This is a genomic window from Woronichinia naegeliana WA131 (assembly GCA_025370055.1).
GTDB classification, from domain to species: domain Bacteria; phylum Cyanobacteriota; class Cyanobacteriia; order Cyanobacteriales; family Microcystaceae; genus Woronichinia; species Woronichinia naegeliana.
In genome coordinates, this window is record CP073041.1 from 1,951,151 (window position 1) to 1,974,433 (window position 23,283).

Annotated in this window: 18 protein-coding genes and 5 pseudogenes; 15 read left to right on the plus strand and 8 right to left on the minus strand. The window is 42.5% G+C overall.

The window, feature by feature from the left end:
• Positions 1–3 precede the first annotated feature (3 nt).
• Together sigC and lipA are read right to left on the minus strand one after the other, a co-directional pair.
• Positions 4–1,209 carry an RNA polymerase sigma factor SigC gene (sigC, locus tag KA717_09950; protein ID UXE64612.1) on the minus strand — a complete coding sequence of 402 codons (1,206 nt, stop codon included), beginning with the start codon at positions 1,207–1,209 and terminating at the stop codon, positions 4–6.
• 273 nt (positions 1,210–1,482) lie between these two features.
• Positions 1,483–2,352 carry a lipoyl synthase gene (gene lipA, locus KA717_09955; GenBank protein UXE62975.1) on the minus strand — a complete coding sequence of 290 codons (870 nt, stop codon included), beginning with the start codon at positions 2,350–2,352 and terminating at the stop codon, positions 1,483–1,485.
• A gap of 491 nt (positions 2,353–2,843) precedes the next feature.
• On the opposite strand from lipA, the pseudogene KA717_09960 reads away from it, so the two are divergent.
• From KA717_09960 to KA717_09970, 3 genes and pseudogenes are all read left to right on the plus strand, one after another.
• Positions 2,844–4,120 (plus strand): annotated as a pseudogene (locus KA717_09960) (hypothetical protein).
• A 196-nt stretch (positions 4,121–4,316) separates the two neighbouring features.
• Positions 4,317–4,442 (plus strand): annotated as a pseudogene (locus KA717_09965) (calcium-binding protein).
• A 6-nt stretch (positions 4,443–4,448) separates the two neighbouring features.
• The gene (locus KA717_09970) at positions 4,449–5,117 is read left to right on the plus strand and encodes a hypothetical protein (GenBank protein UXE64613.1); all 669 of its coding nucleotides are present in this window, start codon (positions 4,449–4,451) and stop codon (positions 5,115–5,117) included.
• Between the two features lie 69 nt (positions 5,118–5,186).
• Here the strand turns inward: KA717_09970 and KA717_09975 are convergent, their stop codons facing one another.
• Positions 5,187–5,429, minus strand: a complete 243-nt coding sequence (locus KA717_09975; GenBank protein UXE62976.1) for a hypothetical protein — start codon at positions 5,427–5,429, stop codon at positions 5,187–5,189.
• Between the two features lie 265 nt (positions 5,430–5,694).
• On the opposite strand from KA717_09975, the pseudogene KA717_09980 reads away from it, so the two are divergent.
• The 6 genes and pseudogenes from KA717_09980 to KA717_10005 all read left to right on the plus strand — a co-directional run bounded on the left by KA717_09980 (position 5,695) and on the right by KA717_10005 (position 12,299).
• Positions 5,695–7,946, plus strand: a pseudogene (locus tag KA717_09980) (hypothetical protein).
• Between the two features lie 94 nt (positions 7,947–8,040).
• A pseudogene (locus KA717_09985) lies at positions 8,041–8,217 on the plus strand (hypothetical protein).
• 51 nt (positions 8,218–8,268) lie between these two features.
• A complete protein-coding gene (locus tag KA717_09990) occupies positions 8,269–8,664 on the plus strand; it encodes a hypothetical protein (protein ID UXE64614.1) in 396 nt (131 codons plus the stop codon).
• Between the two features lie 174 nt (positions 8,665–8,838).
• Entirely contained in the window at positions 8,839–9,018 is a 180-nt protein-coding gene (locus KA717_09995) for a hypothetical protein (protein ID UXE62977.1), read from the plus strand.
• Positions 9,019–9,832: 814 nt separating this feature from the next.
• Positions 9,833–11,114 (plus strand): annotated as a pseudogene (locus tag KA717_10000) (ISKra4 family transposase).
• Between the two features lie 402 nt (positions 11,115–11,516).
• Positions 11,517–12,299: a hypothetical protein gene (locus KA717_10005; GenBank protein UXE62978.1), complete on the plus strand. Its 783-nt coding sequence runs from the start codon at positions 11,517–11,519 to the stop codon at positions 12,297–12,299.
• Between the two features lie 20 nt (positions 12,300–12,319).
• Here KA717_10005 and KA717_10010 read toward each other — a convergent pair whose 3' ends face one another.
• Positions 12,320–13,474 (minus strand): ISL3 family transposase, encoded by a 1,155-nt coding sequence (locus KA717_10010; GenBank protein ID UXE62979.1) that lies wholly within the window; start codon positions 13,472–13,474, stop codon positions 12,320–12,322.
• 742 nt (positions 13,475–14,216) lie between these two features.
• Here KA717_10010 and KA717_10015 point away from each other — a divergent pair.
• From KA717_10015 to KA717_10025, 3 genes are all read left to right on the plus strand, one after another.
• Positions 14,217–15,017, plus strand: coding sequence for a hypothetical protein (locus tag KA717_10015; GenBank protein ID UXE62980.1), 801 nt, complete (start codon positions 14,217–14,219; stop codon positions 15,015–15,017).
• A 156-nt stretch (positions 15,018–15,173) separates the two neighbouring features.
• The gene (locus KA717_10020; GenBank protein UXE62981.1) at positions 15,174–15,392 is read left to right on the plus strand and encodes an antitoxin family protein; all 219 of its coding nucleotides are present in this window, start codon (positions 15,174–15,176) and stop codon (positions 15,390–15,392) included.
• A 6-nt stretch (positions 15,393–15,398) separates the two neighbouring features.
• Complete coding sequence (locus KA717_10025; GenBank protein ID UXE62982.1) at positions 15,399–15,794, plus strand: PIN domain-containing protein; 396 nt, start codon at positions 15,399–15,401, stop codon at positions 15,792–15,794.
• Between the two features lie 68 nt (positions 15,795–15,862).
• Here the strand turns inward: KA717_10025 and KA717_10030 are convergent, their stop codons facing one another.
• On the minus strand, positions 15,863–16,261 hold the full coding sequence (locus KA717_10030) for a hypothetical protein (GenBank protein UXE62983.1): 399 nt from the start codon (positions 16,259–16,261) through the stop codon (positions 15,863–15,865).
• A gap of 409 nt (positions 16,262–16,670) precedes the next feature.
• Here KA717_10030 and KA717_10035 point away from each other — a divergent pair, with 409 nt between their 5' ends.
• The gene (locus tag KA717_10035; GenBank protein UXE62984.1) at positions 16,671–18,386 is read left to right on the plus strand and encodes an AAA family ATPase; all 1,716 of its coding nucleotides are present in this window, start codon (positions 16,671–16,673) and stop codon (positions 18,384–18,386) included.
• Between the two features lie 281 nt (positions 18,387–18,667).
• On the opposite strand, the gene recJ is transcribed toward KA717_10035, so the two are convergent.
• Positions 18,668–20,989: a single-stranded-DNA-specific exonuclease RecJ gene (gene recJ / locus KA717_10040; protein ID UXE62985.1), complete on the minus strand. Its 2,322-nt coding sequence runs from the start codon at positions 20,987–20,989 to the stop codon at positions 18,668–18,670.
• Positions 20,990–21,108: 119 nt separating this feature from the next.
• Here recJ and KA717_10045 point away from each other — a divergent pair, with 119 nt between their 5' ends.
• Together KA717_10045 and KA717_10050 are read left to right on the plus strand one after the other, a co-directional pair.
• Entirely contained in the window at positions 21,109–21,411 is a 303-nt protein-coding gene (locus KA717_10045; GenBank protein ID UXE62986.1) for a hypothetical protein, read from the plus strand.
• Positions 21,386–21,745 (plus strand): DUF5615 family PIN-like protein, encoded by a 360-nt coding sequence (locus KA717_10050; protein ID UXE62987.1) that lies wholly within the window; start codon positions 21,386–21,388, stop codon positions 21,743–21,745. The genes KA717_10045 and KA717_10050 overlap by 26 nt, the downstream gene beginning before the upstream one ends.
• Before the next feature lie 69 nt (positions 21,746–21,814).
• Here the strand turns inward: KA717_10050 and KA717_10055 are convergent, their stop codons facing one another.
• Both KA717_10055 and KA717_10060 read right to left on the minus strand, forming a co-directional pair.
• The gene (locus tag KA717_10055) at positions 21,815–22,705 is read right to left on the minus strand and encodes a lipid kinase (protein ID UXE62988.1); all 891 of its coding nucleotides are present in this window, start codon (positions 22,703–22,705) and stop codon (positions 21,815–21,817) included.
• A 27-nt stretch (positions 22,706–22,732) separates the two neighbouring features.
• Positions 22,733–23,248 carry a ComEA family DNA-binding protein gene (locus KA717_10060; protein UXE64615.1) on the minus strand — a complete coding sequence of 172 codons (516 nt, stop codon included), beginning with the start codon at positions 23,246–23,248 and terminating at the stop codon, positions 22,733–22,735.
• Between the last annotated feature and the right edge of the window lie 35 nt (positions 23,249–23,283).

The following is a 23,283-nucleotide window of genomic DNA, read 5'->3' on the forward strand; positions in this document are numbered from 1 at the left end:
TTTCTAACCTAGGGCCTCAAAATAGTCTCGAATGCGATCGCGGCGACGGGGATGGCGGAGTTTCTGAAGAGCTTTGGCCTCAATTTGCCGTACCCTTTCTCTGGAAAGATTTAATAGGCGGCCAATATCGGACAGAGAATAGGCGGTTCCATCTTGAAAACCGTAGCGTAGGGCAATCACTTCCTGCTCTCGACTCGTTAAATCGCCTAAAATGCGTTGAATATCCTTCTGCAAAGACTCATTGGCCAAAGTCTCCTCTGGCGAAATTTCTTCTGTTTCTAATAAATCAATTAATTCGGTATCCTTTTCCTTGCCCACTTTTACTTCTAAGGAAACAGAACGGGGGACACGGGTGAGAATTTCCCTTACCTGGAAAGGAGTCATCTCTAGTTCTTTCGCCACTTCGTCTAAGGTAGCCGTATGACCTTTTTCCTGGGAAATCTTCCGTTGAGCGCGTTTAATTTTATTAAGTTTTTCCGTAATATGAACCGGCAACCGAATCATTCGGCTTTGGGTCGCGATCGCTCTGGTAATGCCTTGACGAATCCACCAGTAGGAATAAGTACTAAAACGATACCCCTTGGTCGGGTCAAATTTTTCCACTGCCCGTTCTAGTCCCAAAGTCCCTTCTTGAATCAAGTCTAATAATTCCAGCCCTCGATGTTGATATTTCTTAGCGACAGATACCACCAAACGGAGATTGGCCTTGATCATTTGCTCTTTAGCCCGAATCCCCACCTTTTGTTGTTCTTCAAGTTCCGATACCGTTATACCAGCGAGTTCAGCCCATTTCTGTTTTCCCTGTCTCAGGATCTCCTTTAGTTTGTCAACCTCTAGAGAGGCTTCTTTGCCCCAACGTTCATAGGAAGGACGATGACCTAACTTGGAAACGAGACAATCATGAAGATGGATAACTTGAATAAAGTCACTGAGCAGTTGATCCCCCGTTGTCGCTGCTTGAGCACGAATCTCCAATAACTCAAAATAGCGTTGAATCTGCTGGGCTTTACTGACCTCTTCCTCTCGTTTTAAGAGCGGCACTCGGCCAATGTCCTGAAGGTAAAGGCGGACTAAATCCGTTGAAGCCTTTTGGCGACTAGCTACTTCACTAAAAATTAAGTCAGGAAGTTCTACCGTCAATAGCTCCTCTTCGCCGGATAACATTCTATCGGCCTCATCTGAATCCTCCGGGTAGGGCAGATGTGACATCGTCTTCCAATCGAAATTGGCTTCAGGAGATAATTCTTCAAAGGGGTTGACTAACATGATTTTCCCTCAGGAACAGTGACACAAGAGTAGAGCCTCTCCTTGTTTGAGCAAACTTAACGTTCCCATTTTTTCTGCCAAAATCAACGTTGATCAATTTTTTGTCCAAAGGGGGGAGCCGCTTAACGTCAAGTTCTCGAAAATTGATTGCCTATCCCTATGTTAGCTTTTTAACCCAGAGCTTGCCGAAAAGACCTTTCTAACAGCCAGCTACCTTTAACGTGGATAACGTTTCATTAAAGCTTGTACCTGTTCGGCGTGGTACGAACTACGGGTCAGGGGAGAAGCAACCACCTGTAAAAAGCCGATCGCTTCGCCAAAAATCCGCCAGGCTTCAAATTGCTCCGGTGTAATAAAATCCTTAACTTCTAAATGTTTTGGGGTTGGCTGTAGGTATTGGCCTAGGGTCAAGATATCACAGTCAACGGCCCGCAGGTTTTCCATCACTTGACGAACTTCCTGATCGCTTTCCCCTAACCCGACCATCATCCCTGATTTGGTATAAACCTTTGGTGTAATTGCCTTCGTTTTTTCTAACAGGGTCAGCGATCGCTGATAATCGCCCTGGGGACGTACCCGACGATAGAGACGCGGAATAGTTTCTGTATTGTGGTTTAAGACTTCTGGCTGAGCAGATAAAATCACTGCTAGAGCTTCCCAATTACCACACAGATCGGGAATCAAAACTTCAATCGTTGTTTTTTGGGAAATGGTGCGAACAGCATTAATACAACTCACGAATTGAGACGCACCTCCATCGAGTAAATCATCTCGATTAACTGCCGTAATCACCACATGATTGAGATTAAGACGCTTAACCGCTTCGGCTAGACGTTGAGGTTCACTGGGATCTAACGCTTGGGGTTTCTTTTCAAAATCAATATCACAGTAGGGACAGGCACGAGTACAGGCTGGACCCATAATTAGAAAGGTGGCTGTGCCAGCCTGGAAGCATTCGCCGATATTCGGACAAGAGGCTTCTTCACAAACCGTATTGAGAGATAGATCTCGTAAGATTTCCTTGACGTTTCCGACTCGTTGCCATTGAGGAGCTTTCACTCTTAACCACTCTGGTTTAACGATCATACCTAATGCCTCCCTGTGATGAATTGAATTTGCCGTTTACTAATCTCATTTAAAGATAAACGAGAATCTAATCTTTACTCAAGCTCTCGGAACAACCCCATTTAGGCATTCTAAAATTAGATGTTAGCCAATTGATTTGAGCCGCCCCCTGTCACTAAAACAATTCCTTGAGGTAAGAGCGGTAGCGATATGGTTACTTCTGGCAAAAGTCATTGAGGCGATCGCTTTTTATCTTCATGGTAAGAGGCGATCACTTTTTTCGTGAAGAAAGAAAAAGCAATTACTCTGGAACTTGATATTTTTCAATCTTAACCAACTTATAACCAAACTTTGAACTTTTCTTAACACCTTTTTGTTCAAACTTTATGGATAATTGGGCTGTCGAATAAAATTACCGAGACAAATCAAAAGTTGATTTAGCAGGGGAAGAAATTCTGCCTTCTAAAGAAGTTTTGGTTGCAAACACAAATCTTAAATAATCAATCGCAATTATGACTATTCCTCCAAAGGGTTTCATCAATCTTCCTAGTAGTGATCCAACTACGGATAACGGTGCTCATCGTGTTCAAGTTGTCGGCAATCTTGCTTATATCGCTGATTGGACTAACGGTTTACAGATTTGGAATGTCAGCAATACCCCTCCTACCTTTGTTGGTAGTTATAACGTTAATACCAAATCAAGAGGTCTTCAAGTTGTTGGCAACTTAGTCTATCTGGCTGATCAAGAGTTTGGACTAAAAGTTATTGACGTTACCGATCCTCTTAATCTTGTTTTGGTCGGCAATTATGACACTCCTGGTCTTGCTTATCGTGTCAAGGTCGTTGGTGAATTGGCTTATGTATCTGATGGTTTATCGGGTGTACAAATTCTTGACATCAGCCCCCTTGCTGGTACACAAACAACTCCAGTTCTTCCTCCTTCTTTTGTCGGCAATGCTGTCGCCACAGGTGTTTTGCCTAGTGATTCCAGAGCATCTGATCTAGTAGGAAATTTACTTTATGTTGCCGATTCTGCTTCAGGATTAAAAATTTACAATGTCAATAATCCTGCTGCTCCTATTTTGCTTAGTTCTACTGATACATTAAGTGCTGGCGGTATTCTAGTAACAGGAAAGTTCGCCTTCATTTCTGATGGCACGGCGGGATTGAAAGTTTTTGATGTTAGTAATCCTTTTGATCCTCTTCCTGTGGGAAACCCCTATGATACTCCCGGCAAAGCTCGTAGTCTTACCATTGTGGGCAAACATGGTTTCGTTGCGGATGGAACGTCCTTACAAGTTCTCAATGTTGCCGACCCATACAACATTACCTTTGTTGATTCCTATCCTATCCCTGGTGCTGATGTTGATACGGCTCGTGGTGTAGAGGTCCAAGGACTTTATGCTTACGTCGGTCTAGTTGGTGCCATCAAAGGAGTACAGATTCTTGATGTGAGTTATTTTGATAACTCAGTTCTTCTCACATCAGCAGTAGAGACTATCAACGCAAGTAATGGTGACGACAGTGTAACTGGTACTTATGCTAACCTGCAAACAGGGGACAGTCTTGATGGTGGTGCTGACACAGATACTTTAATTATTAGTGGTGGTGTTGCAGCTAACACTATTGCTATTAATGCTGGTAGCACGACTAATCAGTTTAACGTTGCTGGCGTAACGATCAAAGGTTTTGAACGCTTTGATCATAGTGGTTTCTTAGGAACAATCACTTTCGATGGTTCTACGGGTAATGATTGGGTTGTAACTGGTGCTGCTGCCGATATTCTTAATGGACTTGCTGGAATTGATACTCTGGCTGGTGGTTTGGGTAACGACATTTATATTGTAGATAGCACTACTGATGTTATTACCGAAAATATAGGAGAAGGAACCGATACGATTCAGTCCTCTGTCACCTTTAACCTAGCTACCGTTTGCAATATCGAAAACCTAACCTTAACCGGAGCTAGTTCCATTAGTGCGACAGGAGATTCAGGCAATAATGTCCTAACGGGCAACACTGGCAATAATATCCTTGATGGTGGTGCTGGTGCTGATACCTTAAATGGTGGTGCCGGTACCGATACCCTAATTGGTGGTAGTGGTAACGATATCTATGTGGTCGATAGTACTACTGATATTATTCTGGAAGTAGCAGGGGCTGGCACTGATACGGTTCAATCCTCTGTCACCTTTAGCCTTCAGGTTTTCCCAGACATTGAAAACCTCACCCTAACACCTAGCACTAGCACTACGGCAATCAATGGCACGGGCAACAGTGGGAACAATGTTCTAACGGGTAACAATGGCAATAATGTCCTTAGTGGCGGTGATGGTAACGACACCCTCAATGGCGGTGCGGGTAACGACACTCTCATTGGTGGATCTGGTAACGATATTCTTACTGGTGGATCTGGTAAAGATACCCTAACAGGTGGCACAGGGACAGACCGCTTTGTATTTACTAGCCTCGCTGATTCCCTGCTTGCTGGCTATGATGTCATTTCTGACTACGCAATCGGTGAGCAAATAGATGCTCCGCCTACTGTCGCTGCTGTTGTACTCAACACTTCTAGTGGTATTGCAGCTAGTCTGGCAGCAGCAAATATCTCTAGTGCGTTAGGCGTGTTTGCAGCCAATACTGCTAAAGCGTTTACCGTAACTGGTCAAAGCGGAACCTTCCTTGCTTTCAATGATGCAACGGCTGCTTTCAATGCGGCAACTGATTCTATCGTTCAACTCTCGAACTACAGTATCAGCGCAACGAATACGGTTACCATTGTCTAGTGTGATATTAATCGCCGATAGACCTTAAATCCTAGATTAGTGTGGGCATGGCTCACCCTATACTCTTTCTTAATAGCGATCGCTTTTTTTCTGGCTAAAGGGAAGAGGCGATCGCTTTTTTGTGTTGAAGGGGAAGAGGCGATCGCTTTTTATCTTCACGGTAAGGGGCGATCGCTTTTTTCTGGCTAAAGGGAGAGGGGCGATCGCTTTTTTGTGTTGAAGGGGAAGAGGCGATCGCTGTTTATCTTTATCGGTAAGAGGCGATCGCTTTTTATCTGTATCGAGAAGAGGGCGATCACTGTTTATCTTCACGGTAAGGGGCGATCGCTTTTTTGTGTTGAAGGGGAAATTGACTCACTTCCTATAAAATATAAAAATACAGTAATCCGATGCTCTTGTCGAATTATTTTTTTTGAATAAGCCTTGCACTTCTCCAAAAAGCATGATATACATTAATTTATAACAATTGTACAAAAAGCCGATCAACTAACTGTAGTTAGTGATGTCGTCAAGAAATTCTAATCCTAACGGGACTAGGATGCGTACAAAAGTTTGAGAAATTAATCGAGAGGGACTTATGCCTATCACTCCAATTGCACCGAATCCAATTTCCACGCCCGATGATGCCTATCGTATTCAAGTTATTGCTAATCTAGGCTATGTTGCGGACTGGAATAGCGGCTTGCGAATTTACGATGTCACCACTGGTAACTTCCTGGGGGGGGTTGTTATTCCTACTGGTGCGGGTGGTACGGGCCAAGCAAGGGGACTTCAAGTCATTGGCAAATGTGCCTATGTGGCTGCCCAAGGCGCTGGACTGCAAATCATCGATGTCAGTAATACCGCAAGCCCCACCATTGTAGGCAGTTATGCCACCGCGTCCAGTAACGCTTATCGTGTCGAGGTCGTTGGTAACTTAGCCTATATTGCCGATGGTACCAATGGGGTGCAGATATTAGACATCACTAACAAGACCTCGCCTACATTAATTGGTAGTTATAGCACTGGTTATAGTAGCGGTAGTGGTGTGATTGCCAAGTCAGTTCAGGTTGTTGGGAACTGGGCCTATGTTCCAAGTGGTACGGCAGGACTACTGATCTTTAATGTTAGCAATCCGTCGGCTCCCATTTTAGCTGGTACTTACAACACCCCAGGGAGTGCGAATAGTGTCCAAGTCATTGGTAATTTTGCCTTTGTTACTGATGAAGGTTCTGGATTGCAAGTCATTAATGTTAGCAATCCCACTGTTCCCACTTCAGCAGGCTCCCTTACCTCCCTTAATGCAAGTGGCACCTTTGCTCGTGGTATCGAAATCATCGGCAAATACGCTTATATCGCCAATGGAACTTCTCTGGAGGTTCTCGATATCAGTGGTTCAACGGTTGTCCCCCCATTCTCATCAGGGGTTACTTTTACGCCAGTCTTAGCAGATCGTTATCCAAATCCAACCCCATCGGTGCCAATCGGCACCATTCGTGGCGTTGAGGTAGAAGGAAATGTTGCCTATACGGCAGAAAGTGGCTCATTCAAGCAAGTGGAAGTGTTAGGACTAACTAATTTAAGTCCCGTAACTTTCCAAAGTGCTGTTACAACGCCAGCTGATGCTTTTCGTATCCAGATAGTTGGGAACAAAGCCTACGTTGCTGCTTGGACTGCGGGACTGTTGATTTACAACGTTAACAGTGCTGGTAATCTTACTGGCACTCCCACTACAGTCGCCAATCTGAGCGGTGGTAGTGCGCGGGGTGTTCAAGTTGTCGGGAACTACGCCTACGTGGCTGATTGGGCAGCCGGTTTGCAAATTATTGACCTGACTACTGCAACCACAGTGGGTAGCCTTCCCAATCCGAGCGGGACGGCTGCTACTGCTTATCGGGTTGAGGTAGTGGGGAATTTAGCCTATGTCTCTTCTGGTACAGACGGCTTATGCATTGTCGATGTCTGCGATCCGACTGCGCCCCAACAGATTGGACAATACAATACGCCTGGTATTACCAAGACCACTCAGGTGGTAGGCAATTTAGCTTATATTGCCGATGATAGTTTTGGGTTACAAATCGTTGATGTCAGTAATCCCTTCAATCCCCAGTTGAAAGGAATTTATGACACTCCAGGGAGTGCGAATAGCATCAAAGTTATTGGCAACTTAGTCTTTGTGACCGATGAAAGTCAAGGGTTACAAATTCTCAATGTCAGTGATCCCACAACCCCCACTTTAGTCGGGAGCTATGATACACCCTTCACGGCTCGTGGCATTGATATCGTTGGCAACTACGCTTATATTGGCGATGGTAATCCTTCAGGTTCAGGTGGAGCCTTACAAGTCCTTGATATTAGCAATCCGGCGGCTCCAAATCTGGTGGCAACTTATAATACGACTGGTACAGCTCGCGGCGTGGATGTGCAAGGTCTCTTCGCCTATGTGACTCAAACTGGCGTGGCCAAGCAAGTAGAAGTTCTTGATGTGAGTGCTTTTGATAATATTGTTACGCTGACATCGTTAACCGATACTGTTAATGCCCAAAGTGGAGATGACATTCTTACTGGTGACTTTAGCACTATCCAGCAAGGTGACAATCTTAATGGTGGTTCCTTAGGGATTGATACTTTGACGATTTCAGGAGGCGTTGCCGCTAACGCTGTCACGATTACTGCCGCCAACGCGACCAACCAATTAGCGATCACCAATCCCGTCTTAACCGCACTCAATGTTCCAGTCGTTAAGGATTTTGAACGCTTTGATTTTAGTGGTTTCCTTGGCAAGGTGACTTATACGGGAACAACTGGCTTTGATTGGGTACAAAGTGGAGCCGGAGCCGATAGCCTCAATGGTGGCGTGGGAGCCGATACCCTAATTGGTAATGCTGGTAACGATACCTACGTTGTGGACAACCTGGGTGATTTTGTGGTTGAAAATGCTGGCGGAGGAACAGATACTATTCAATCTTCTATTACCTACAGCTTAGTTGGCCTTCCAAATGTTGAAAACCTAACCCTAACTGGTGCTAATGCTATTAATGGCACGGGCAACTGTGCCAACAATGTCCTAACGGGTAACACTGGCAATAATATCCTCAGTGGCCGTGAGGGTAACGATACCCTCAATGGCGGTGCGGGTAACGACACTCTCATTGGTGGTACTGGTAACGATATTCTTACTGGTGGAGCCGGTAAAGATACCCTAACGGGTGGCACAGGGACAGACAGGTTTGTATTTACTAGCCTCGCTGATTCTCTGTTGACTGCGAATGGTGGCTATGATGTCATTTCTGACTACGCAATCGGTGAGCAAATAGATGCTCCCTCTACCGTCGCTGCTGCTGTACTTAGTGCTTCTATTGGTAATATTAGTGGTACTTTCAATGCTATAAATATCGGTGCTTTGCCACTTGTAGCCAATACTGCTCAAGCGTTTACCGTAACTGGTCAAAGCGGAACCTTCCTTGTTTTCAATGATTCATTGAATGCTTTCAATGCAGCAACTGACTCTATCGTTCAACTCTCGGCCTACAGTATCAGCGCAACGAATACGGTTACCATTGTCTAGTGTGATATTAATCGCCGATAGACCTTAAATCCTAAAGTAGGGTGGGCATGACTCACCCTATACTCTTTCTTAATAGCGATCGCTGTTTATCTTTATCGGTAAGAGGCGATCGCTTTTTCAATGGATAATGGACAATTAACAATGGATAATTATTAACTATCAACTGTTCACTAATTGGTGATCGCTTTTTATCTTCACAGTAAGGGGCGATCGCTGTTTATCTTCACGGTAAGGGGCGATCGCTTTTTTCTGGCTGAAGGGAGAGAGGCGATCGCTTTTTATCTGTATCGAGAAGAGGGCGATCGCTTTTTTCTTAATCGGGAAGAGGCGATCGCTTTTTTATATCGGAGTTAAGGGGCGATCGCTGTTTATTTTAATAGTAAGTGGCGATCGCTGTTTATATATATCGGTAAGAGGGCGATCGCTTTTTTCTGTCCAAAGGGGAAGAGGCGATCGCTGTTTTTCTGACTGAAGGGAGAGAGGCGATCGCTTTTTTCTGGCTGAAGGGAGAGAAGCGATCGCTTTTTTCTGGCTAAAGGGAGAGGGGCGATCGCTTTTTTTTGTTGAAGGGGAAGAGGCGATCGCTTTTTTCTTAATCAGGGAAGGGGCGATCGCTGTTTTTCTGACTGAAGGGAGAGAGGCGATCGCTTTTTTCTGGCTAAAGGGAGAGGGGCGATCGCTTTTTTCTGGCTAAAGGGAGAGGGGCGATCGCTTTTTTTCTGTCCCTTTCTCTGTGGTGTTTAACAGGTCACTTTCTACTCATCAGGTTTTGTAACAAAATTTAACATTTGCCTCTAACCCTTGTATCTACTCGCTTGGCAGTAATTAACTCATGGAACAGGGGTTGCTTTTTTTTTAAGGAATTGGTAGGCTGGCGAGCATTAGATCACTAAAATCCTGCTTTAATTTCAGGATTGCTGGGAAAAAACTCTGTTGTTAGAGGCTCTCTTTTTCACGGATCTTAAGATTTTAAAACCATTTTTAAATCAATGCATATAACTACTTAGTTTCTATTTTATCTACTATGTCCATTAACTCTGCCTTGACCCTTGCCTATAACCAACTCATTACTCATTGCTTTTGCCGGTTTAAACGGGTGTGACCTTTAGTTGATGAAGGAAAAGAAAAGTGTTAACATGAGATGAAAAGTGACAAAGAGGAAACAATGATGACAGCAAAACTAATTAATGTAGAGGGTTCAAAGATAAAAATAGAACTAACATTAGAACTCAGTCGTTCAATGTTGGATACAGAAATAAATATTCAAAAAGGCTTAAACGAAGTAGGTTGCATCGCCAGCAAAGAAGCCTTGAAATATTTAGATACAGATGGTTCACCCTTAAAAATCGGTGAAGAAATCTGGAAGAGTAAGGGAGAGCAACCGAAAGAATATCAAACACCTTATGGTGAGGTTATAGTGAATCGTCATGTATATCAGCGTTCACCTTTGAGGAAAAACGTATTGCCCCTTAGAAAGAGAAGCAAGGATAATCATAACATCAACGCCATTATTGGCAAAACAGGTATCCTCAAAAATGTCAGGGATGGCAGGCAAAGAGGCGAAAAATGATTTATTAGAAAATCATGGTAGAAAAGTAGCGCTATCCTATATCCAAAGATTGAGTGAAGCAGTAGGAAGTGTGGTACAGGCAAAAGAAGAAGCGTGGAGTTATGCCCCGCCCAAGGAGGATAGCCAAATTGCAACAGTGGGAATAGGATTAGATGGAACCTGTATGCTGATGTGTGAGGATGGCTACCGTGAAGCAATGGTGGGAAACGTTTCCCTATACGATAGTGAAGGCGAACGTCAACCTACAATCTATCTAGGTGCGGCACCAGAGTATGGAAAAAAGAGTTTTCTAGAAAGATTAGAAAGAGAAATTGAGCGAGCGAAAAACCGTTATCCAGAGGCAACATTGGTCGGGATAGCAGACGGGGCAGAATCAAATTGGAAGTTTTTAGAAAAGCAAACGGAAGAACAGATATTAGATTTCTATCATGCCTCTGGTTACTTAGGTGCCTTGGCAGAAGCGTTGCATCCGAATACCGTGTCAAAACAAAAAGAATGGTTGACTGAAAATTGTCGAGAACTCAAGCATGAAAAAGGAAAAGCAGGAGAACTGCTAAATCTGATGAAAGAAGTCAAAGAAGAAAAAAGTCATTCTAAGAATCTTACCGAGAAACTACAAGCGGCGATTACTTATTACGAGAATCATCAGCATCAAATGGATTATGCTGAATACATAGAGAAAAAGTATCCGATTGGTTCAGGTGTTACGGAAGCAGCTTGTAAGACGTTGGTCAAACAACGATTATGTTGTTCAGGGATGCGATGGAAGGAAAAAGGAGCAGGAATTATTTTGAGCCTACGAGCTTTGGTATTGACCAAGGAACGATGGAGTCAATTTTGGGCAAAACTTGATCAATATGGGTTCCCTGTAGAACCCTGATTACAACAGCTTTTATCAACTAAAGGTCGCACCCGTTTAAACCTCGTCTCACTTGAAACCCGTAGTTTTTCCTCTTTGGGGTCAAGGTGAGATTTAACCCATAAACGATCAGCAATAGCATTGAGATCTAAGTTAATGCGTTCTTGAAAAAGAGAAACAGCCCTAATCAGGTCTTCTTTGGATTAGTAACAAGTCTGGTAGGTAACATCCTCTCTTAGCCATTGCCATAAGTGTTCAACAGGCATGAAATCAGGACTATAAGGGGTAGTCGTTGAAGTCCAATTTCTAAAGTCTTGGCCTCTGAAGTAACAGTCGCCGCCCGATGATAGGGCGCACTATCCCAAAGCATTTTTAAATTCTAACCACCTAATTTAACAAATTTAACACTAAGGACGGTTTATCATGGCAAACAACTTCATTTGGATTGACGCAACTACCTTAAATGGCACTCTTTGGGATAATGGAACTCTATCATCAGCAACTCCTATTACTCAAATAGGCACATTAACACTTAGTGGTAGTTCTGACAAGTTTCTAAATACTCAACTCAACAATACGGGAACTATCGTCGAGAATGACTTTCGTTTGTTTTTCAATGATGGTGCTATTCTCAACAACTCTAATAATTATGAATTACAACAAGGAGAAATTCGTAATTCCACTTCTAGTATTGGCACATTTAACAACTCTGGAACTTTCAAGAAAACCACCACAGGAACAGGCTCTATTAGAGTTGCTTTTAATAATACAGGAACAGTAAATGTTGAGTCAGGAACTTTAAACCTTACGGGAGGAGGAGTTAGTAATGGTGGAAACTTCAACTTAACTAGCGGTAGAACCTTGGGATTTGGTGGAGGAGTTTATACTCTCAATAATGGAGCAAAAATCAACGGTAATGGTAATCTTACCCTTAGTAGTGGAACTTTAGATGTCAAATTAGCTGGGGGAACTGATATTGCTAATACTGTTTTATTTACCCTTAGTGATGGAACATTTCAAGTAGATGGAAATTGGAATTTACTAACAACAAATAATTGGAATGGAGGAACTTTAAAGAGTTCGGGAATTATTACCAATAGTGGCACTTTAACACTTGGTGGTAGTTCTGACAAGTTTCTAAATACTCAACTCAATAATACGGGAACTATCGTCGAGAATGACTTTCGTTTGGGCTCTCCTGAATAAAGAGTTATAATCAAAACTTATCACGAAAAGCAAGCTAAAAAGCGACTTCGCATATTATCAAAGTTAACAAATCCATAAGCTTGACGCTTAATTAGCTTCAGACGATTATTAATTCCTTCCATCGCCCCATTCGTTGTTCGACTTAAAAAGTAATTACAAATAGAGTCTAAATGACTCCGAATTGTGCTAATTACATCTGTATAAATGCTTTTAGCATTCTCTAGCCATTCTGTGAATTTTAAACGTCCTTCCTCCTTGTCCTTTACTTTTTCATATATCTCTCGAAATGATTCTTTATACTCATAGGCTTTTCGTAAACGATTTGATTGCTTTAACACCAATTCTAGTTTTTGTAATTCCTCCTCTGTCAGGTCTTTTTTATTTTTTAATAATAGCCACTTTTCTTCCTTAATTTTTAGAGTAAAACTTGTCTGTTTACGGATTTTATTTAATTCTTCATTCACCGCTTTCATTACATGAAATCTATCCGTCACAATTACCGCATTAGGAAACACTTTTTCTATTACTTTTGGAAATCCTCCCCACATATCCACACTCACTTCCTCGACAGCTTCTCTTACCTCTAATGGTTTCTCCATCAGGGCTTCAATTATTTCATCTTTTTGATGACTATCAATTACTTCTATTAATTCTCTTTTTTCTAGGTCTCCTACCACTGTTACAAAATTCTTATGACCTTTTCGTTTCGATATTTCATCTATTCCTACTTTTTTTATCCCTTGCCAATCTTTTTTTTTCTTTTCACATTGACGTTGATAAATTCCATGAACTTTATCCCAAGATAGGGCTTCTTCTCGGCTTACTTGTTCCACACTGCTCACATTTACTCGATTATACACAGATTCTTCATACCGCACTGTATATTTTCTACGTGCTTCCATAAATTCTAGGTTTTCTGTAAAAAACCTTTGACATTTTTTACAATAAAACTTACGACGAGGGACTTGTAGGTACACCGTTTGACCAGAAATGGGCAAATCCCTTATGAGTAGATTGTTGGTATGATGTAATTCATCGGTTAATCTTCCACAGTAATTACATTTGACTTCTTCCTCTTGACAACTCAGTATCAAAAAAGCCTCTGTTCCTTCTTGAATAACATTTCTTATTTTTACCTTTGGCAAATCTACCAGATTTTCTAGAAAAAATAACATTGATGCCATCCTCATATAGGGTATCTTATTATACATTTTTCAACGTCAATCCAGAAGAGCCGCTCTCGGTATAATTGAAAAAGGGTTAACTTGGGAGGCAGCAATTCTCAGTTTTAGATACAGCAAGCCTTTTAGGGATTTAAAGAACATTTCAAAGGGGGTTTTTGGGGCAATTCTATGTGTACTATCATGCCTGAAAGCCTGAAGACTCGTAAAATGAACTTGTTAATCCCGTTGAATTTTACCTCGTATTACGCGAACTAAAACCTGAAACCCTTGCTACAGGGCAAATTTAGAATTGCTGCTTGGGAGGACTTACTCCAAATTCGCCTGTTTTCTTGAACCTCTCGTATTGCAAAGTTTGTAGCTTCTAGCTAGACGATACCAGTGCCTTGCGGTGACTAATTGCATAATTGCCTCTGTTGGTCAAGATGGAAATGTGAAACTCAGCAATTCCAAATTCAAACGGTAACATAGGATACAGACACGATCTTGTTTTTATGGATACAAGAGATACTAACCTAATCTCTGAGTTTTTTTGCATTCCCTCCTCGAATCTCGGTCTCTTAGAGAGTCAGTAACCTGCAAACAAACTTGATCAATCACTAAATAGAGCATTACATTGATTCTAAATATTGGCTTTAAACCCCTTGACCGTAAGCACTTCAGGGATTTTGTATCTTTAGCTACATTCTGAATTTGGAATTGCTGTGTGAAACTGTGGCGGCGCGACGGCACTCTGATGATCACCATTTCTGCGTCTGACAAAGCAGGAATAGGAATTAATGAAGTAGCATTCAGTCCCGATGGGCAAATAATTGCTTCTGCTAGTCAAGATGGAAATGTGAAACTGTGGTCGCGCGACGGCACTCTGATGACCACCATTCCTGCGTCTGACAAAGAAAGCATTCATGGAGTAGCATTCAGCTCCGATGGGCAAATAATTGCCTCTGCTGGTCAAGATGGAGATGTGAAACTGTGGCGGCGCAACGGCACTCGGATAACACTCGATAAGACTATCTTTGCGTCTGAGTTTGAGTTCAGGGATTCTGAGGTTAAGTACAAGGATGGTGATTATATGCCGAGTGTTTATAGTGTGGATTTTAGCCCAGATGGCAAAATAATTGCCTCCAGTAATTACAGTGGTTTAGTAAAACTGTGGCAGAGGGACGGAAAACTCATTCGTTCCTTCCAGACATCGGAAGGTGCTCCTACTTTTGATATACATTTTAGCCCAAATGGACAGATGATTGTCTCTGCTAATGGAGGAAACTATGGCGATATTAAACTGTCATTGCCCGAAAATGGCTCTTTAATTGGCACCTTTGATTCTTCTTCTGGGCTTGAAGGAGAGGTTCGTCGAGTAGCAGTTAGTCCCGATGGACAAACGATTGCCATCGCTGGTGGGAAAGAAAGGGTAGTGATGTGGAATCTGAATATGGATGATTTACTGGTACAGGGTTGTGAGAAGGTACGTTATTATTTGAAGAAAACCAATGCTAAATTGAGTGAGGAGGACAAGGACTTGTGCGATGGGATTTGATCCTTCCCTGCTTCCATTAAAAAGAGAGGAGGATTGGAGGGTGGTTGGATTGCGATCGCTTTTTAGCATGAGAAGGAAAGGTGATCGCTTTTTGAGGGATGATGAGATTTAGGAGATGGTGCTATAATTCACATAATCAAATTCAGGATAAATTCTATGTCATTAGAAGCTACTTATGAACAAGGAACATTGAGATTATCACAACCAATAACACTAGAAGAAGGAAGTAAAGTACAAGTAATTATCATTCCTCTAGAGTCTAATGAGCAACCAAAAAGAACATTAGAAATTTTAAAAAAGATTGCTGAACTTCCTTTAGAGGGGAAGATAGATACTTTTGATGGCAAGGATCACGATCAAATTTTATATTGTTAATAGTTTATGATTTTTGTAGATACGGGTGCTTGGTTTGCCAGTATTGTTCCTTCAGATTCTGACCATCAAAATGCTATTTTATGGTTAACTAATAACACACAATCTTTAGTAACCACTGACTATGTAATTGATGAAACATTAACTTTATTAAGAGCAAGAGGAGAAAGCAAAAGGGCAATTACTTTAGGAGAAGCTTTCTTCTCAGGTGAATTGGCAACTATCTATTATTTAACAGAAGAAGATATTCGCCTAACTTGGCAAATTTTTCGTGATTATTCTGACAAAAAATGGAGTTTCACGGATTGTAGCAGCAAGGTTATCATGAAAAAATTAGGTATTATCCAAGCATTTTCGTTTGATTATCATTTTCGTCAATTTGGTATTTTTCAAGTCGTTCCGTAATGTATCGTTTTTCTTTTGTCTCTGGATAGAGATCGCATTTTGAGAATGTGGGGGAATGCGATCGCAGATTAAGAAATCGGAAGCCAACCAAAAAGTTTAGCCGCACCAGCTATCAGAGCCACAATCAAGGCCGCTAGAATGCCTCTATTGAGAAATTCTTGATTTTCGAGACGCTTACCGATACCTGTTACTTTCTCGTCAAGGGTTTTGCCTTGTCCTGAGAGTTTTTCATCAAGGGTTTTAACTTGTCCTGAGAATTTTTCATCAAGGTTTTTAATTTGTCCTGAGAATTTTTCATCAAGGTTTTTAATTTGTCCTGAAAGTTTTTCATCAAGAGCTTTAATCTCTCCCTTGATTTCTACCTGGGATATTTTGAGGTCGGTTAAGTCGTCTCGAATGTCCTTAAGGTCTTTCTGGATACTGACTAAAATATCTTCTAGCTTAATTTCAACGGTAGGGTTCGGCATAGGTTACGCTTTCGTTGGATTTGTGAATGGATGGGGAGAAATTAGCCGATTGTCTCTTTATGCTTTCTAGGATAACGGATTGTGGTAGTGATTCGATAGTAGTGGTGGCAGCTTAAGCCTTTGCTAATTGGGCATGGTAGTCGTGTATAAAGTACCAAATTGCCCCAAGATGAACCATGAACCATGTTCTTTAAATCCCTAAAAGGCTTGCTGTGTCTAAAACTGAGAATTGCTGCATTCATTGGGTCTTAGATCAGGAGACTCCTTCAGGCAAATAGTATTTTTGTCCTTCACTACCATCCTAACGAGATTCTTGGCTATCTTGTGAATTCTTCCGAAATCTTTGTTATCTTCAGACTTAAGTTCCTTAAAAAACCCCGCAATGCCCTCAACCGTCTCGACTCAACGGATGCAAATCACTGACGACCTTAATCAACTGCTTGATATTCTTCCCCTTGCCATTCGTACAATCCTTCAGCAACATCCCCAACGCGATCGCCTCATCGAAGTGGTTATGGATCTGGGACGCTTACCGGAAGCCCGTTTTCCCAAAAAAGCCATCTATCTAGGCGAAACGCCCATTAGTATGGATGACTTGCAATATTCCATTGAACGAGTTGGTCTGTTTAGTGGCGATAATCGAGCCGGTATCGAGCGCACCCTACACCGTATTAGTGCCATTCGTAACCGGACTGATAAAATCATTGGTCTTACCTGTCGGGTCGGACGGGCAGTGTTTGGAACAATTGCCATGATTCGGGATTTGGTGGAAACCGGCAATTCTATTTTGTTATTAGGTCGTCCTGGTGTGGGTAAAACAACGGCTTTGCGAGAGATTGCCAGGGTTTTGGCCGATGATCTGCATAAGCGGGTCGTGATTATTGATACCTCTAATGAAATTGCTGGTGATGGTGATATTCCCCATCCGGCGATCGGTCGTGCCCGTCGGATGCAGGTGGCTCGGCCAGAATTACAACATCAGGTGATGATCGAAGCTGTAGAAAACCATATGCCAGAGGTGATCGTCATTGATGAAATTGGCACAGAATTAGAAGCCCTAGCCGCCCGTACTATTGCCGAAAGAGGAGTTCAATTGGTCGGTACAGCGCACGGCAATCGCTTAGAAAATTTAATTAAAAATCCGACCCTATCTGATTTGGTCGGCGGTATTCAGGCCGTAACCCTAGGGGATGAAGAAGCCCGTCGTCGTGGTTCCCAAAAAACGGTTTTAGAACGAAAAGCTCCCCCCACTTTTGCGATCGCGGTAGAAATGTTAGAACGTCAACGCTGGGTAGTTCATCCTGAAGTAGCTCAAACCATTGATATGTTGCTGCGGGGTAAGGAACCCAGTCTGCAAGTGCGAACGGTGGATGAACAGGGCCAGGTAGAAATTACTCAGGAAACCCCGCAAACGCCGTCCCCGCAAACGGTGATACCAACCCAAACCCTGCAAAGTGTTCCTCGACCCACAGGATGGCGAGCCTCAGGGCGAATGGTGCCGCTCTCACCGTTATCCGATAGTCTTAATCAACCCGAGTTTGAGCAACTTCTAGAACAGTCCTGGCCACAACCGGAGCCGGTGAATGAGTTACGACCGATGTCTGCGTTGTCGGGAGAAGATGCGCCTGTTTATGTGTATCCCTATGGTATTAGCCGTTCTCAAATTGAACAGGTGATCGAAGTTCTCAACCTACCGATTATCTTAACCAAGGAACTGCAAAATGCCGATGCTGTCATTGCGCTACGTTCCCAGGTGAAAACCCATTCTAAATTGCGCCAGGTGGCGAAGGGTCGTCATATTCCGATCTATGGTATTAAGTCCAATACGATTCCCCAAATTAGCCGTATTCTGCAACGGATTTTAGGCATGGATGATACTAATACTTCGGAAAGTACTGATCTCAGGTTATTTTCTCGTAGTGGTAGCGATGATGAGTTGGAAGCGTTGGAAGAGGCTCGTCTGGCTGTGGAACAAATTGTTATTCCTACTGGCCAACCCGTTGAGTTATTGCCGCGATCGGGTAAGGTACGAAAAATGCAGCATGAATTAGTGGAACATTATCGTTTGCATTCCGATAGTTTTGGGGAGGAACCGAATCGGCGATTACGCATTTATCCTGCTTAATCTCAAGTTTTAGCAAAATTGAGTTAGAAACAGCTAATGTTATTTAATCCTTAAAGTTTATTTTTGAATAAAAATCTATGCACACTTCGGTAGTGATTCGATAGTAGTGGTGGTCTAAAGAGCACATAGAGCAAAGCTCATGTAGAATATCAACTAATATAAATATTTGTCAAGTCTAGCCCCTAAATTAACTTTTTTATGACTCCCCTTTTTGCAGTCTTCTTTCTTCTTTTCTTCTGTAAGTTTGCCGCCTGTTTACCGACAATGTGCTGTGCTCTAAATCAGGTGGTCAGATCGAGATTGAGGCTATTTTGCAGGAGTTCTTGCAGCGTGTTGATCGGAGCGTGAGCAAAATACTGGCGTTGAAATAGTTCTTCGGCGATCGCGGCTAAAAAGAACGGAATTTGGCTAACATCCGAGGGGACAGTCGGGGCAAAAAATTGCAATAGTCCCTGTTGTTCTTGCCAGGGAAAGCCTAGCGACTGAAGTAGAACCAAACCACGCCGACAATTCGCCTCACTCAATCCGAGCCTTTGCTGAAAACTTTCGAGACTGATTTTTCCCTGTTGTTGACTCAGGACTTTGGCCAAACCAATTAACTGATCGAGAATTTGTTCAGGAGATTGTTCAGGGACTTGATAGGCCAACGCTAAAACTTGTTCATTGGTCTTTCCCTTGAGATCGGCTTGGCTTTGGGCAGTTCGATAAACTCGCTGTAATTCTGGCCAATCCCTGGGACAGTGTTCTAGGATATGCATGTTCGTTGAATAGTTTAAATTGGAATGATCCTGTCGCCAATCTAATAAAGCGGGAGCAGTTGGCAAGGTAGAAGAATCTGGATTCTGACTTAAACGCAGATCCATTAAACGCACTTCGTAGCGATCGTGATAGGCATTAAAATCCAATTCCACCACCACGTCACAGGCCTGATCGACAGGAATTTCATCTTTATTATGACCCCACCAAATGCCTGGAAAACCTTCGGTTACGGTGTCATCCAACAGCAAAAATGTGGTTTTAAGATATTGTACTTTATTCCCTTTGGCATCCTGCATATTTTTGTTCCAAACCTTTTGAAAAGTGCAGTGATTTAACCTTAATTTGGGAACTGGATTACCCATCCCACAGGGTTCTAACAAGCGCAATTCTCGAAACAAGGCTTTACCCAATTGGGCCACCGTGACAGTAACATCAATTTCCAGTTGCGATCGCAAATAATGGCTATCAGGATAACTTTGCCGAAACTGTTGATTAATGGCTTCTCGAAATAATGACAAATTCTCTACCGGCAAACTCAAACCCGCCGCAAAAGGATGACCACCAAAACCCGTTATTAAATGCTGTTGGGATTTCAGCAATTCATATAAATTAATGCCGCGCACTGAACGGGCTGATCCGCGCAGTAGAGAACCACTCTGAGTCAGTAAAAGGGTTGGTCTGCCATAATCCTGGGCAATTTGACTGGCCACTAATCCTAATACGCCCCCTGGCCATTGGCGATCAGCTAAGACAATTACGCCCGTTGTAGATAAGTCCAGACGCTCCAGTTGTTGATTGACTTCGGCTGCGACTGTTTTCTGAAGAGCTTTACGACGAGTATTGGCTAATTCCGTTTCTTCGGCTAATTGTTGACAGCGTTGATCATCACGACTGGTTAATAATTCCACCGCAAAAGTCGCGTCGCCTTGAATACGACTAATGGCATTAATTCTGGGGCCAATCCCAAAGGAAATATCAGTGGGGCGATCGCCATTTTTTTGACACAATTTTAATAAGGCGGCAATGCCTGGACGGGTGGTTTGTTTAAGTTGTTTTTGTAGTTTTTGAATCCCTTTTTGCGCTAAATAACGACAGTCCCCTTGTAATTGCACCAGGTCAGCAATTAAACCGATCGCCACTAAATCTAATAAATCGGTGATCGGCGATCGGGGAATATCCGGTAAAGTCTCATAGAGAGCTTCCATGAGCTTATAAGCCACTGCTACCCCTGAGAGGTGATAGAGAGGATGATCTTCTGCAAAATACCGAGGATTAATGATGGCCAGAACGGGCGGACGTTGATCCGGTAACGTATGATGATCGGTAATAATAATGTCTAATCCTAAGGCTTGGGCATATTCAATTTCGGCTAAATTAGTGCTACCCGTATCACAGGTAATAATTAATTTTGTTCCCGATACCCTTAATTTTTCTAATTGGGGAATATTCAAACCATGAGATTCGGTTAAACGGTTAGGAATATAAAAGCTTAATTGCTCTCCTGGAGAGAAAAATTCCCCTAAGCCTTCCCATAAAACACTGGTTGCAGTAATACCATCGGCATCAAAATCGCCCCAAATAGTTACTTTTTCCCTGGCTTCCCTGGCTTTTTTAAGACGTTGTACGGCCCATTTCATTTCCTGCCCAAAGACAAAGGGACTGGTCGGATGATAGCGATCGCTGTCAATAAAGGGTAAGAGTTTAGCAATGGTATTAATGCCCCGTTGCCAAAGTAATTGGGCGGCAATTTGACCGTCAGAATCGGGACAAAAAGTTTTTACGGCTTTTAGAAAATCGACAGGAATTGATGTAGGGGGGCGAACTTGCCATTGGGGCTGGGGCATAAATTAAAAATAGTTTAAATAATTACAGGCGATCGCTTTTGAATTTCGGGTTACAATTACATAGATAACGATAATAACGATAATGGCACTTTCAATATCAGTCAAATAGGGGTATCATTATGACCATTAACCGAGTTAAAACCCAGTGGCAGTATTTAGAAACACGTCCCCACGCCTGGCGACGACAACTATACGTTAAAAACACCAGAATTAAGGCTTTTGATATTTGGTCAGATATGATCATTAACGAGATGACTGTCCAGGAAGCTGCTCTTAACTGGGAATTATCCCTGGCAGCTATCGGTGAAATCATTGATTACTGTGAGACCCATCAGACCTTATTGCAACAGGAAGCAGAACAGGAACGCTATCTTTTAGAAGCAAAGGGGATTAGCCTTGAGCCTAAAATTATTGTTAGATGAGGATTCTCAAGCCCAGCTTCTAGTCAAATTACTAATGGCTGCGGGTCATGATATATTAACCATTAACAAAGTTAACATGGCTGGTTCTTCAGATGAGGTTGTCCTTGACTATGCCAGACAAATAAACCGTATCCTGCTCACTCATAATTGTAATGATTTTGAATCGTTACACCAAATTAACCCAAAACATTCGGGGATTATAGCAGTTTATCGTAGTTCAAACCCATCAAAAAATATGAACTTTAAAGGCATTGTTAGAGCGATCGCTAACTTGGAAGCATCTAAGCTTACAATTGCCAATCAGTTCATTGTGCTTAATCAATGGAGTTATTAAGGGTAATCGCTAAAGGCTGACTTTGAAGATGATGAGGCTGAAAACAGAGCCAGTTATTTTTAATAATACTTAAAGACTATCTGCAAAATGAGCCGGAACAAACACTTCTAAAACTTTAGGAATTACTGCAAAATTAGCGGGTGTGTGGGTAATAAGCTCACCATCAGTATTAATTTTACGAGAGCGACGGGTAGTGATTTCTAACCTTTCAGCTTGTAACGTTCTTACCCAGGGAAGCAGTTGTTGTCGTCCCTGGGGTAAATGCAATAAAAGATGAAAAATTTGCCACCAATGACGCAATTCTAAACTATATAAATCCAAACGTTGATCATCAATGGTTGCATCGGCCGCGATCGCCATTCCACCGCCATAATAACGACCATTGCCCACCGCAATTTGAATGGTTTTGACCGTCACTGTTTGACCATTGGCCTGAATAGTGGCATGAAAAGGTCGCATTTGGGTTAAAACCTGTAGGGCGGTTAGAGCATAGGCCAAAATTCCCCAACGTCGTTTAGCTCCCCTGGTCAGTTTTTGGGTAATCTCAACACTAATGCCTAAACTAGCGACATTAAAAAAATAATTGTCATTGACTTGCCCTAAATCGATCGCCTTCCGATGACCCTGAGCAATTACCTGACAAGCCTCCGCGATCGCGTTGGGAATATTGAGAGTACGGGCTAAATCATTGGCCGTTCCCAAGGGTAAAATACCAAGGGGTAAATGATGTTCGACCAAACTATTGACCACACTGTTAAGAGTGCCATCCCCTCCCCCCACAATAACTAGATCAATAGAATCCGCATAATGATTAATAAAATCTGCGGAAGATTTTGCGGCCTTAACCGGAACCGTAATTAACTCAAAATCTAAATCATCGAGCAAATCAATTGCCTGAGCAAAAGCTTGTTTTCCACGACGAGCGTGACGATTAATTAACAATAAAGCCCGTCTCGTCATAACCCAGTCCTGCCCGTCTAAACCTTTCTAAAACTGTAAATAGTGCATTAACTGAACTGTCGTTTCCATCGGTAAACCCAGACGACGCTGAAAATCCACTAAGTTCTGGAACTGGCCATGACGTTCCCGTTCTAGCAACAGTCCTTCTGCTAATCCTAGATCAATAAAGGGGATTTTAATCAATTGTTCCAGGGTTGCCTGATTAATATTAAGACGCTGGGGAGCCAGTAAGCTTTCTGGATCATAGAAACTAAAGGATAGAATACCAGTTAACGGTTGTAATCTTTGTAGAGGAATATTCAGAGCCGCCGCCAAATCCGCCACTGAACAAAATTGCATTCCCATACCATTTAATTCCACCAAATTTCTGGCTTGATGGATAGAAATGCCCGGTAATCGTAACCATTCATCCACCTTGGCCTGATTTACTTCAATTTTAATCCCCAATTCTACCGCGATCGCCACTTCTTCGAGGGATTGGAAGCGATAAAATGGATCATTCAGAATTCGACGTTTCAAAGACTGTCGCCGCAGATTAATCATAATCATCTCAAGAAAAATCCTGTTGATAACTCTAG

Excerpts from the sequence above, each read along its gene's own strand:
- KA717_10005 (UXE62978.1), top strand. The coding sequence starts at position 11,517 with ATGGCAAACAACTTCATTTGGATTGACGCAACTACCTTAAATGGCACT.
- KA717_10045 (UXE62986.1), top strand. The coding sequence starts at position 21,109 with ATGACCATTAACCGAGTTAAAACCCAGTGGCAGTATTTAGAAACACGT.
- KA717_10020 (UXE62981.1), top strand. The coding sequence starts at position 15,174 with ATGTCATTAGAAGCTACTTATGAACAAGGAACATTGAGATTATCACAA.
- KA717_10015 (UXE62980.1), top strand. The coding sequence starts at position 14,217 with ATGATCACCATTTCTGCGTCTGACAAAGCAGGAATAGGAATTAATGAA.
- KA717_10010 (UXE62979.1), bottom strand. The coding sequence starts at position 13,474 with ATGTTATTTTTTCTAGAAAATCTGGTAGATTTGCCAAAGGTAAAAATA.
- KA717_10025 (UXE62982.1), top strand. The coding sequence starts at position 15,399 with ATGATTTTTGTAGATACGGGTGCTTGGTTTGCCAGTATTGTTCCTTCA.
- recJ (UXE62985.1), bottom strand. The coding sequence starts at position 20,989 with ATGCCCCAGCCCCAATGGCAAGTTCGCCCCCCTACATCAATTCCTGTC.
- sigC (UXE64612.1), bottom strand. The coding sequence starts at position 1,209 with ATGTCACATCTGCCCTACCCGGAGGATTCAGATGAGGCCGATAGAATG.
- KA717_10035 (UXE62984.1), top strand. The coding sequence starts at position 16,671 with ATGCAAATCACTGACGACCTTAATCAACTGCTTGATATTCTTCCCCTT.
- KA717_10030 (UXE62983.1), bottom strand. The coding sequence starts at position 16,261 with ATGCCGAACCCTACCGTTGAAATTAAGCTAGAAGATATTTTAGTCAGT.
- KA717_10060 (UXE64615.1), bottom strand. The coding sequence starts at position 23,248 with ATGATTAATCTGCGGCGACAGTCTTTGAAACGTCGAATTCTGAATGAT.
- lipA (UXE62975.1), bottom strand. The coding sequence starts at position 2,352 with ATGATCGTTAAACCAGAGTGGTTAAGAGTGAAAGCTCCTCAATGGCAA.
- KA717_10055 (UXE62988.1), bottom strand. The coding sequence starts at position 22,705 with ATGACGAGACGGGCTTTATTGTTAATTAATCGTCACGCTCGTCGTGGA.